Source organism: Grimontia sp. SpTr1 (assembly GCF_947387585.1).
Lineage (GTDB): Bacteria > Pseudomonadota > Gammaproteobacteria > Enterobacterales > Vibrionaceae > Enterovibrio > Enterovibrio indicus.
The window spans coordinates 143,701-155,418 of sequence record NZ_CANDOD010000002.1; the positions used below are offsets into that span (position 1 = coordinate 143,701).

Annotated in this window: 11 protein-coding genes; 8 read left to right on the forward strand and 3 right to left on the reverse strand. The window is 50.3% G+C overall.

Annotated elements, in window-relative coordinates:
- Window positions 1-114: 114 nt before the first annotated feature.
- Window positions 115-609, forward strand: a complete 495-nt coding sequence (sixA, locus tag QL223_RS04870) for a phosphohistidine phosphatase SixA (protein WP_039849815.1) — start codon at window positions 115-117, stop codon at window positions 607-609.
- A gap of 342 nt (window positions 610-951) precedes the next feature.
- Here the strand turns inward: sixA and smrB are convergent, their stop codons facing one another.
- Window positions 952-1,485 carry an endonuclease SmrB gene (gene smrB / locus QL223_RS04875; protein ID WP_002537807.1) on the reverse strand — a complete coding sequence of 178 codons (534 nt, stop codon included), beginning with the start codon at window positions 1,483-1,485 and terminating at the stop codon, window positions 952-954.
- A gap of 109 nt (window positions 1,486-1,594) precedes the next feature.
- On the opposite strand from smrB, the gene prmB reads away from it, so the two are divergent.
- Together prmB and aroC are read left to right on the forward strand one after the other, a co-directional pair.
- Complete coding sequence (gene prmB / locus QL223_RS04880) at window positions 1,595-2,527, forward strand: 50S ribosomal protein L3 N(5)-glutamine methyltransferase (RefSeq protein ID WP_281544065.1); 933 nt, start codon at window positions 1,595-1,597, stop codon at window positions 2,525-2,527.
- A 220-nt stretch (window positions 2,528-2,747) separates the two neighbouring features.
- Window positions 2,748-3,833 (forward strand): chorismate synthase, encoded by a 1,086-nt coding sequence (aroC, locus tag QL223_RS04885; protein WP_002537805.1) that lies wholly within the window; start codon window positions 2,748-2,750, stop codon window positions 3,831-3,833.
- A gap of 114 nt (window positions 3,834-3,947) precedes the next feature.
- Here the strand turns inward: aroC and QL223_RS04890 are convergent, their stop codons facing one another.
- Window positions 3,948-4,607, reverse strand: a complete 660-nt coding sequence (locus QL223_RS04890; RefSeq protein ID WP_281544066.1) for a trimeric intracellular cation channel family protein — start codon at window positions 4,605-4,607, stop codon at window positions 3,948-3,950.
- A gap of 224 nt (window positions 4,608-4,831) precedes the next feature.
- On the opposite strand from QL223_RS04890, the gene QL223_RS04895 reads away from it, so the two are divergent.
- Window positions 4,832-5,356 carry an elongation factor P hydroxylase gene (locus tag QL223_RS04895; RefSeq protein WP_281544067.1) on the forward strand — a complete coding sequence of 175 codons (525 nt, stop codon included), beginning with the start codon at window positions 4,832-4,834 and terminating at the stop codon, window positions 5,354-5,356.
- Window positions 5,357-5,365: 9 nt separating this feature from the next.
- Window positions 5,366-5,632, forward strand: a complete 267-nt coding sequence (locus QL223_RS04900; protein WP_046302945.1) for a YfcL family protein — start codon at window positions 5,366-5,368, stop codon at window positions 5,630-5,632.
- Between the two features lie 68 nt (window positions 5,633-5,700).
- On the opposite strand, the gene mnmC is transcribed toward QL223_RS04900, so the two are convergent.
- Window positions 5,701-7,704 carry a bifunctional tRNA (5-methylaminomethyl-2-thiouridine)(34)-methyltransferase MnmD/FAD-dependent 5-carboxymethylaminomethyl-2-thiouridine(34) oxidoreductase MnmC gene (gene mnmC / locus QL223_RS04905; protein WP_281544068.1) on the reverse strand — a complete coding sequence of 668 codons (2,004 nt, stop codon included), beginning with the start codon at window positions 7,702-7,704 and terminating at the stop codon, window positions 5,701-5,703.
- 199 nt (window positions 7,705-7,903) lie between these two features.
- Between mnmC and fabB the strand changes: the two genes are divergently transcribed.
- The 3 genes from fabB (at window position 7,904) to QL223_RS04920 (ending at window position 11,513) form a co-directional block, all read left to right on the forward strand.
- Window positions 7,904-9,115, forward strand: a complete 1,212-nt coding sequence (fabB, locus tag QL223_RS04910) for a beta-ketoacyl-ACP synthase I (protein WP_046302947.1) — start codon at window positions 7,904-7,906, stop codon at window positions 9,113-9,115.
- 230 nt (window positions 9,116-9,345) lie between these two features.
- Window positions 9,346-10,485 carry a 4-phosphoerythronate dehydrogenase gene (locus QL223_RS04915; protein ID WP_281544069.1) on the forward strand — a complete coding sequence of 380 codons (1,140 nt, stop codon included), beginning with the start codon at window positions 9,346-9,348 and terminating at the stop codon, window positions 10,483-10,485.
- A gap of 2 nt (window positions 10,486-10,487) precedes the next feature.
- Window positions 10,488-11,513, forward strand: coding sequence for an aspartate-semialdehyde dehydrogenase (locus tag QL223_RS04920; RefSeq protein ID WP_002537796.1), 1,026 nt, complete (start codon window positions 10,488-10,490; stop codon window positions 11,511-11,513).
- The last annotated feature ends 205 nt before the right edge of the window (window positions 11,514-11,718 follow it).

Below are 11,718 nucleotides of genomic sequence, written 5' to 3' on the forward strand. Positions count from 1 at the left end.
TCTTAATTATGACCACGTAAGTAAATTGAGGCAAACATCTGTGCGATCAGTCGTTCCAGATTAAAGAATTGACTGGTAGCATATCGAAGAATACTCAAAATCAGCTGTTGTGATATGCGAATTTATATTATGCGCCACGGTGAGGCACACACCTTCGCCGCCAGTGATGAAGAACGTCCGCTGACCGATCGCGGTGAGCAACAATCGGTTGAAATGGCACGCTGGCTGGCACAAGAGCTGCCAGAGGGAAAACTGGACTTGGTTTTGGTGAGCCCTTATTTACGCGCACAGCAGACTTGGTCGGCATGTGCTGCCGTTTTGCCTGAAGCGAAAAGTGTTTTGACTGAAGACGGTATCACGCCGTATGGCGACAGCGAGCACGTCGCTTCTTATCTGCGCGCGTTAGTTTCCGTTGATAATCCGGCGTCGATTCTTTTGGTGTCGCACCTACCGCTGGTGGGTTATCTCACGGCGGAGTTTGAGGCTGATTTGCAGCCGCCGATGTTCCCGACATCTTCGATTTCCTGCATTGAATACAACCCGCAAACAGAACAGAGCGAAGTGCTGTGGATGAAAAGTCCATCGCAAGTGATGGGTTACGCATCCTGACGGCCAGGTCGAAAGCAGCTTTAAGCAGACATAAAAAAACGCCCAACACAGGGCGTTTTTTGTGTCTAGGGGCTGTTGACCTTTGGTGGTTAAATTTTGTTCTCGCTATAAGCGTTTTAGGCGCGGCGAGGTGTGTGCCGCCTAGTGGTCTAAGCAAATACACCACAACAAAGCATAAAACGCTTAGAGCAGAACCCTTCGGGCAGCGTTTGTGGGGAATTTCTGCGGCGTTATCGGCTTCTCATGTAGGCTAGCTACACATCGAAGCCTCTGCCTTGCATAAAATCCCCACAAACCGCTGCAAAAATCACCACCAAAGGTCAACAGCCCCTCGGCTTCCGGCTATTTTTCCGGGATTTCAATCAGCACCAGTAAAGCGCCATCACCACCAAACTCCAGTGGAGCCTGATGGAATGCCAATACGTCAGGGTGCTGCGCCAACCAAAGTGGCGTCTTCTGTTTCAGTATGTGTTTGCCAATACCGTGCATGACGCAGGCACAACTGATCCCTTCTTTTATACATGCTGCAATCAGTGCGCCTAACTCTCGCTTAGCTTCCAGTTGCGTCATGCCGTGTAGGTCCAGGAACATATCCGGCACGTAAACACCGCGGCGAAGTCTTTTTACTTCGTATTTGGAGACACCTGTGCGCGCATATTGAGTTGGCCCATCTTCTTTCAGCAGCGGTTCAAACTCGTCTGAGAAATAAAAGGTGTGGTCGCGTGCCGCGGACTCTGTCTGCTTCTTGCGTGCTTGCTCAGTTGTCTGGCGTCTTGGCGGGTTTATGGTATCCTGCTGCAGTTTTTTAACGCCTTTCACCGCATCGCGGAACAATGACATGTCGTCATCTTCTGGGATCGGGGATTTCTTACTCATAAGTCATTTCCAAATTCTGTTAGCTGCATTTTACTTAAAATAAGAACAATGTCTGCTTTCCTGTTGGAATCGCCCTGACGGTGATGTGTTGAGGCTACTGGAGGCCATTTTGGATAGAATTATTGTTGATGAAGTCGTCAACGAGCTGCGTACGCTGCAAGACATGCTACGTTGGACGGTAAGTTGCTTTAATGCAGCAGGAATTTATTACGGTCACGGAACGGACAACGCATGGGACGAAGCGGTACAACTGGTACTGCCGACACTTTATCTGCCAATCGATGTGCCTGCAGAAACGCAAACTGCGCGTCTGACCACCAGTGAACGTCACCGTATTGTTGAACGCGTAATCCGTCGTATCAACGAGCGCACGCCAGTGGCTTACCTGACAAACAAAGCGTACTTCTGTGATTTGGAGTTCTATGTTGATGAGCGTGTGCTTGTGCCACGTTCGCCAATCGGTGAACTGATCCAGAATCAGTTCAGCCCAATGCTGGAAGTCGAGCCAAACCGTATCATGGATCTGTGCACTGGCAGTGGCTGCATTGGTATTGCGTGTGCCTACGCGTTCCCTGACGCTGAAGTAGATCTGGTGGACATTTCTACCGATGCGCTGGAAGTGGCAGAGCTGAACATTCAGGAGCATGGTCTGGAACAGCAGGTTTTCCCAATCCGCTCAGATTTATTCCGCGATCTGCCAAAAGACAAATACGACCTGATTGTCTCCAACCCACCATACGTGGATGAGGAAGACATGAACTCGCTGCCGGATGAGTTCCGTCACGAGCCAGAGTTGGGTCTGGCTGCAGGGACCGATGGCCTGAAACTGATGCGCCGCATCATCGCCAATGCACCGGATTACCTCACCGAGCAGGGCATTTTGATCTGTGAAGTGGGTAACTCTATGGTTCACGTTCAGGAGCAGTATCCGCACCTGCCACTGACTTGGCTGGAATTTGAAAATGGCGGCCACGGTGTCTTCCTGATGACCTATCAGGATCTGGTCAGTGTTGCCGACGAATTTTCTATCTATAAAGACTAATTGTTGTCTTTGCCCCTAAGAAAAAGGCCGAAATTATAGATTTCGGCCTTTTTTGTATCTCTCTTTCCGGTTTTGCCTCATTTCTTGAAACCAGCCCAGTATTACAGGGAGTTTCCACCTGTACATAAAAAAAGCTTTTGCTTCTCAATCGCGGTTATGTTTCATTAGGTGCATGCTAATGCGGTTGTGATACGTCGACCGGAGAGAAACAGAGGAAGTAATGGCAGGCAATTCAATAGGTCAGGTTTTTCGGGTCACCACTTTTGGTGAAAGTCATGGATTGGCGTTGGGCTGCATTGTTGACGGTTGCCCACCGGGACTTGAAATTTCAGAAGCAGATTTACAGGTCGATCTGGACCGTCGTCGTCCGGGTACCTCAAAATACACGACTCAACGTCGCGAACCGGATGAAGTGAAGTTCCTTTCTGGCGTTTTCGAAGGTAAAACGACAGGTACTTCGATTGGCCTGGTTATTGAAAATACCGACCAGCGCTCGCAGGATTACTCCAAAATTGCAGATCGCTTCCGTCCTGGCCATGCCGACTATACCTACCACCAAAAATACGGACATCGTGATTACCGTGGTGGTGGCCGCTCTTCAGCACGTGAAACGGCGATGCGTGTTGCTGCGGGTGCGATTGCTAAGAAATACCTCAAGCAAGAGTTTGGTATTGAAGTCCGTTGTTACCTTTCTCAAATGGGTGATGTGACCATCGACAAGGTCGACTGGGATCAAGTTGAGCAAAACCCATTCTTCTGCCCGGATGAAACAAAGTTGGAAGCGCTGGACGAACTGATCCGTGCGCTGAAAAAAGAAGGCGATTCTATTGGTGCCAAATTGACCGTGGTCGCGAACAACGTACCTGTTGGTCTTGGCGAGCCAGTGTTTGATCGTTTAGACGCAGACATTGCTTACGCGCTGATGGGAATCAATGCCGTGAAAGGCGTGGAAGTGGGCGATGGCTTTGACGTCGTCAACCAGCGCGGCAGCGAGCACCGTGATGAACTGACACCGGAAGGTTTTAAATCCAACCACGCTGGTGGCATCCTAGGCGGTATTTCATCTGGTCAGGATATCGTTGCGCACCTTGCATTGAAGCCAACTTCAAGCATCACGGTACCGGGTGAAACCATCAACGTAGATGGTGAAACCGTCGATGTGATTACCAAAGGTCGTCATGACCCATGTGTCGGTATCCGCGCTGTGCCAATTGCAGAGGCCATGGTTGCGATTGTATTGATGGACCACCTGCTGCGTCACCGCGCGCAGAATGCTGGTGTGCATACCAATACGCCGAAGATTTGAATGAAAGATCCTAGGGCCTAGGAAAAGAAGGTCCTAGAATTAGCAAAAGCCAATACAAGAGAAAAGGGCTGACGGTTTCGCACCATCAGCCCTTCTTTTTGTTCTTTGCTCTTCCTAGGACCTAGGTCCTTCTTTTCCCAGAATGGTTTGTTCTTCAGCTTCAAAACTAAACACCGGCAGACTCCAACCAAACTTCACCGCAGACATACGGAAGACAAAGCCAGTCACCAGCGTAGAAATGGTCGCGATGTTTTCATCAATGCCTAATTGGTTACCGTAAGTCATTAACGCCCAATACATGGCACCAGCTAAGAAAGCGACAGAGGCATAAAGCTCTTTATGCAGCACCATTGGCTGACGGCGACACAGCAAGTCGCGCAAAAGGCCACCAAAGATGCCTGTGACCAGCGCAGACACCACACAAATCAGCGGCGACAACCCCATATCCATGCCCACGCGACAACCGATAATGCTGAAAGCAATCAGACCGAGTGAGTCCAGCCAGACAAAAAGCTTGTGATTGCGGGCAACCCAAGATGCCATCCAAGTCGTCACGATACCGGCAACGCATACAATCACCAGATAGTGCGGGTTAGCGACCCAACCAAGGGGGTAATGACCGAGCAAAATATCACGCACGGTACCGCCGCCAATGGCTGTGCAGGCAGCGACCAGCATGACGCCAAACCAGTCCATATTCCTGCGTCCAGCCGCCAGTGCGCCTGTCATGGCTTCAGCGGTAATTCCAACGATGTATAACGTGGACAACAACATGATATTCAGTAACTTGCATTTGAATGGGATAATTTCGCGCAATCATAGTTGTGATTAACCTCTCAATCCAATGAAAGGTTGTGAGGTCACGCATGAATTGAATTCATGCTTTTGGTGGTGGAATTGGCCTAAAACGGCGCTTTTTGCTGCGACAATGGGGGCTTTGGCAGGTAAAATGCCCGCTTAACTGAATTTGCTGTAACTTCATTATTACAATTCGCGCCATGCAACACGATTACAACGATCTTATTTCTGTCTTTAATCAGACTTTTATTGATTCTTTCAACACAGAATTGCTGCTGGGCGGCGATGAACCGATTTATCTGCCTGCGGATGATGACAACCCACACCACCGAATCATCTTCGCCCGTGGTTTTTATGCCTCTGCGCTTCATGAAGTGTCACACTGGTGCATTGCCGGGCCTGAACGCCGTCTGTTGGAAGACTTTGGCTACTGGTATCTACCGGATGGACGCGATGAGCAGACGCAAGCCGAGTTTGAAAAGGTAGAAATCAAACCTCAGGCGGTAGAGTGGATTCTGTCGGCCAGTTGTGGCTTTCGCTTCCAGGTAAGCTGCGACAATCTAAACGGTTCTTTTGAACCTGACCGCCCGGTATTTACCGCAAAAGTGCGCGAGCAAGTGATGAAATATCTGAAAGACGGCATGCCAGCGCGCGCCAAAACCTATTCAGATGCCCTTCGAACGTTTTATAATCGTCCTCCTTTAACGCCAGCAGACTTTTCCTGAGAGCTAAAAATGATCCAAGAATACGAAGAGAAAATCCTCGACCTGATTGATGCCATGGTAGAAACCGCATCTGATGATGAGTTGTTTGCCAGCGGTTATCTGCGTGGTCACGTCTCGCTGGCGGCCGCAGATTGTGAGCAGGACGGTATCGAAGATGTGTCTGCACTGAAAGTACGTGTTGACGAAAGCCTGAAAGAAAATTCAAACGAGCTGAACCCTTCTGATCAAGTGCTGGTGGGCAACCTCTGGGCATCGTTACAAGAACAGGCGGGTTAAACACTGCAACAAACAGATAAGAAAAAGGCGCCAATCGGCGCCTTCTTTGTTTGAATTATTTTTCCCTTCTAAAGAGCTTTACCCTTGAGCAGTTTTCTTACCCACATACGCCCTGGATGCAAGGCATTAAGCACATCAACCGGCATGGGTAGTGGATCGCCACAAAGCTGTGAAGCCAGAAGTTCACCGAGGATTGGCGCTGAGGTTAAACCGCGGGAACCGAGTGCCAAAAGGCTATAGAGGTTCGGGTAAACCGGTACGTCTTCGGCACTGTCTTTCTTGTCACGCAAATCACTGTATACGGTTTTCAGGGCTTCAAAGTCGCAGACATCACCGACATACGGCAAATGATCGCGGCTGGCACAGCGAATACCCACACGACCACCACCATGGTCAGTATCAATCTCTTTTGGCCACTCAGCAGGAATGCAATCGACCAGGCGCTGCTTGTTGTCAGCCTGATCGTCCATGCGGAAGTCCATGGAAGTATCATTTCTGCTGTAGCTGGCGCCGATGCAGTGAGTGTCATTTTTTGGGTTGGCCGGCGTCAGGTAGCCGTCATAACACAACACGGTTTTAAGCTGCTTCAACGCTGGCGTGGTATTGATGTGGGAGACCTGACCACGAACCGCATAAGCCGGGATGGGCGCGGTTTGCTCAAACTGGGTAAACTTGTGACCGTTAGCGATCACCACGGTATCGTGAGTCTGTTCGCCCTGGTTTGAAGTCAGTGTCCACGCCCCGTTCTGATGACTGGCTTTCGTTACTTCGGTATTGTAATGACAGGTCAACAGGCCAGTTTTTTCCGCATTGGCTATCAAGCCCTGGGTCAATTGCTGAGGACACAACCAACCGCCGAGAGGATAGGTGACACCGCCGTGCCCGGTTTCAATGCCAGTCAGTGACTCGGCGTCTTCTTTGGTGATGCCATGAATGAGAGATTCAGGAAAACCGCCTGTCAGCATCTTCGCCAGTTTGTCTGCGCTTTTTTCATCCCACCCTAATTGGGTAACGCCACACAAATCGTGATCAAACGAAACCGTTTCTCCTGCCTGTTCAATAAACTGACGGGAGAACAGAAATGCCGGCGCAAAGAAGCGTGAAAGGGCATCGTCACTGCCATTTAAAAGTGGATACACCGCGCCTTGTCGGTTGCCAGATGCGGCAAGTCCAGGCTTGTCATGTTCGCAATAAAGGGTAACTGATTTTCCACGACGTACCAGTGACAGTGCCAAGGTGGCGCTCGCCACACCGCCACCAATAATCGCAATGTCATTGCTATTTTGTGGTGCGGTACGTTTATACCAAGGAGCCTGTTGGCGAGGCTGGTTGCGTTCGACCATGGAGCCGACAATCATGTCGCGCTTGGTGCCATAGCCCTTGGCTTTCTTCATTTCAAAGCCCGCTTCAATTAAGCCGCGACGCACAAAGCCTGCCGCGGTAAAAGTGGCCACGGTACATTCCTGTTTAGCCAGTCTTGCCATGCCGTCGAACAGCGTCTGACTCCACATTTCAGGGTTCTTGCTGGGAGCAAAGCCGTCCAAAAACCAGCAATCCACAATACCGTCATCAGACGTCCATACTTGCGGCATACAGTCTTTGATGTCGCCGAACCACAAATCCAGCGTGATCATGCCATCTGCCAGTACCAAACGGTGGCAGCCAGAAACTGCTGCTGGGTAGTGTTTGCGTAGTGCTTCGGCGAAATCCGCCAACTCTGGCCAGGCTGCGTGGGCTTTTTCTAAGTCAGTGACGGAGACCGGGAACTTCTCAAAGCTGATGAAATGAAGCTGGTTGACTTGAGCCTCAGGGTTTTCCTTTCGGAATTGGGCAAACCACTGCCACACAGCCAGGAAGTTAAGGCCTGTACCAAACCCGGTTTCCGCAATCACGAATCGGTCATGTGAAAAGGTATCCCAGCGGTTTGGTAGCTGGTTTTGCTGCAGGAACACGTAGCGCGTTTCTTCTAGGCCATTGGCATTGGAAAAGTAAACATCGTCAAAGTTGTCAGAGACCGGTGTTCCTGCGTCATTCCAATGGATTTGGGCGTGTTCAATACGGGTTTGGGTCACAAGCCTTACCTTAATAAAAACGGGGTTTGCACGTCGAGCGCGGATTCTATCGCCAATTCGACGGAATATACAGAACCGACAACGGGTCTGTGTCAGTATGTGAAAAATTTCAGCTTACACCTGTACTCTAGGAAAGCTGACCACTTAGGCGTATCAAAACCGCTATCATCGGTGCGAACTCGAATTGTAGGAACAAAAGATGAAACGAGCCGTAATTACAGGTATGGGAATTGTTTCCAGCATCGGTAACAACGTTAAAGAAGTGCTGGAGTCATTAAAGACGGGTAAATCAGGGATTAGCTTTTCCCAACAGTTCGCAGACATGAAGCTTCGCAGTAATGTCTGGGGTGATTTAAAGCTCAATCCTGCTGATCACATTGATCGCAAAAAGTTTCGTTTTATGGGTGATGCTGCTGGCTTCGCTTATCTGTCAATGGAACAGGCTATCGAAGATGCCGGTTTGACAGAAGATATGGTGTCTAATGACCGCACCGGTCTGGTTGCCGGTTCTGGTGGCGCATCATCAATTAACCAGGTTGCAGCCACAGACACATTACGTGAGAAAGGCGTAAAGCGTGTTGGTCCTTACATGGTGCCACGTACCATGTCTTCAACGGTTTCAGCTTGTCTGGCAACACCATTCAAAATCCGTGGTGTGAACTACACCATGAGCTCTGCGTGTGCGACATCAGCACACTGTATTGGCCACGCTGTTGAACTGATTCAACTGGGCAAGCAAGACGTTGTTTTTGCAGGTGGTGGTGAAGAGCTTGACTGGTCACTGACCATGATGTTTGACGCTATGGGCGCGCTGTCGACCAAATACAACGACAACCCAGAAAAAGCATCACGTACCTACGACGCAGACCGCGATGGCTTCGTTATCTCTGGTGGTGGCGGCATGATGGTTATCGAAGAGCTTGAGCATGCGCTGGCGCGTGGTGCGAAAATCTACGGTGAAATAGTGGGCTACGGTGCAACGTCAGATGGCTACGACATGGTAGCGCCATCAGGCGAAGGCGCGATCCGCTGTATGAAGATGGCGATGCAGGACGTTGATCAAATCGACTACATCAACACTCACGGCACCTCTACGCCAGTGGGCGATGTGAAAGAGCTGGGCGCGATTCAGGAAGTGTTCGGCAACAACAGCCCTGCAATTTCTGCAACCAAAGCCATGACCGGTCACGCACTGGGTGCGGCAGGTGTTCACGAAGCGATTTACTCCACCATCATGCTGGAAAACAACTTCGTTGCGCCAAGCATAAACATTGAAAACTTGGATCCAGCTGCTGAAGGTCTGGATATCGTGTCGGAAACCCGTGAAGTAGAGCTGAAGACAGTCATGTCTAACAGCTTCGGCTTTGGTGGTACCAACGCCACGCTGGTTATCAAAAAATACGAGGGATAAGCGTCTTACTTGTCCCCTAGAGTCACCGACTATCAAAGTCAAAAGGCTCTTCAGTTTTCCGGGACGTTGGCTTTATGCCTACAACAGACGCAGGTTTAGATCGTTGAGAGCCGATCTCTACCTTTCAGATCCTGGATTTTGCCCGGCCAATTGGCCGGGTTTTTTCGTTTTATCTGGCGCAGAAAAGCGTCACAATAGCGCCAATGGAATAAATGTAAGAGTAAACGCACTTGAACATTCTGATTGATGAAAATATGCCGTATGCCGCTGAGCTGTTCAGCAAGCTTGGTACGGTCACCGCTAAAGCAGGGCGCACCCTGACGGCAGAAGACTTGATTGACGTTGATGCGCTGATGATTCGCTCCGTCACCAAGGTTGACGAAGCGCTGCTGGAAAAAGCTAACAAACTGAAATTTGTCGGTACGGCAACCGCAGGCACCGACCATGTTGATGCAGAGCTGCTTGCCAGCAAAGGCATCTTCTTTACTGCTGCGCCAGGCTGTAACAAAGTGGGTGTGGCTGAATACGTGATAAGCGCGCTGCTGGTACTGAGTCAACAACAGGGCTTTTCTATTGCTGACCGTAAGGTCGGCATTGTGGGCGCAGGTCAGGTGGGAAGCTACCTGTCGAAGTGTCTGTCAGCGCTAAGCATTCCACACCTTTTGTGCGACCCGCTCAAACAAGCGGAAGGCGACACACGCGAGTTTCATCCTCTACAGACGTTGATTGAAGAGTGTGATGTTCTGACCTTCCATACGCCGCTAACCAAAAACGGTGAACACCCAACGCATCATTTGATGGGTGAAGCGGAGATCGCTTCACTGAAGCCTGGTTCAATCCTTATCAACGCGGCTCGCGGTCCTGTGGTCAGTAATGACGCATTGAAAGCTGCGCTGAAAACACAACAGTTAACTGCCGTTCTGGATGTTTTCGAGTTTGAGCCGGAAGTGGACATGGAACTTCTTCCTATGCTGGCTTTCGCCACCCCGCACGTTGCGGGTTACGGACTGGAAGGCAAAGCACGCGGCACCACCATGATCTACAACAGTTACTGCGAGTTTCTGGGTAATCAGGAAGAAAAAGTCGAAGCGGCGTCTTTGCTGCCGGTCGCGCCAATTCCAAAGGTATCTCTGAGCAAACCTTGGGAAGAAAGCGATCTGATGGCACTGTGCCAGCTCATTTATGACATTCGCCGTGATGATGCCGAGTTTCGCCGAGCGATGGCCGACGTTGAGCAGCAACGCACAAGCTTTGACCGCTTGCGCAAGAATTACTGGGACAGACGCGAGTACAGTGCAATTACAGTAGCGGGCGAGGCAGCGTTTGGGTTAGAGTCGCTCGCTAATTTAGGTTTTACCGTAGAGGAATAATCATGACACAAGAATTCGATGTGGCTTATGACGTCGCTGTTTTAGGTGCTACAGGCGCAGTAGGGCGCACCATTATCGAGGTGTTGGAAGAGCGTAAATTCCCTGTGCGCAACCTTCACTTGCTGGCAAGTGAGCGCAGTGCCGGTGAAACCATCCGTTTTAACGGTAAAAGCGTCCGCGTGAAAAACGTGGAAGACTTTGATTGGAGCCAGGTTCAAATCGCCCTGTTCTCAGCGGGTGCTGAATCTTCTGACCGTTGGGCTCCTATTGCTGCAGACGAGGGCGTGGTGGTTATCGATAACACCTCACGTTTCCGTTACGAATACGATGTTCCGCTGGTGGTGCCTGAAGTGAACCCGGAAGCGATTGCAGATTTCCGTAACCGCAACATCATCGCGAACCCTAATTGTTCGACGATTCAAATGCTGGTAGCACTGAAGCCAATTTACGATGCTGCAGGTATTGAGCGTATCAACGTCGCAACCTACCAGTCAGTATCAGGCTCAGGTAAGAAAGGCGTTGATGAACTGGCAGGCCAGACGGTCAAGCTGTTGAACAGCCAGGAAGCCGAGCCAAGCACTTACAAAAAGCAGATCGCGTTTAACTGTCTGCCACATATTGATGAGTTCATGGACAACGGCTACACCAAAGAAGAAATGAAAATGGTGTGGGAAACCCAGAAGATTCTGGGTGATGATTCCGTGGCGGTAAACCCGACTTGTGTGCGCGTGCCTGTGTTCTATGGCCACGCTGAAGCCGTACACATTGAATGTCAGCAGCCGTTGGATGCCACCGAAGCGATGGATCTGCTATCCCGCGCTGAAGGCGTTGAAGTGTACTACGGCGAAGATTACCCAACGCAGGTAAAAGAAGCGACAGGTAAAGACCATGTGATGGTTGGCCGTGTACGTAATGATATCAGCCACCCGAACGGCCTGAACATGTGGGTTGTTGCTGACAACGTCCGCAAAGGGGCCGCGACAAACTCAGTGCAAATCGCTGAACTTCTGATCCGCGATTACCTGTAATCATTCCTGACTGATTCAACCTAACAGCCGGCAGCAGTGATCTGGTGCCGGTTGTTTGATCACAAAACACAGTTTTATCTCTTCACACTACAGTTTTCAGCTGGGCTTCCGATATAGTTAGGGAAATAACCAGTAATATCAATCGCAGCAGGTGTTTAACGCCTTACCTCCCAACGACTTCAGTAGGGAAACGCGCCGCGATTGT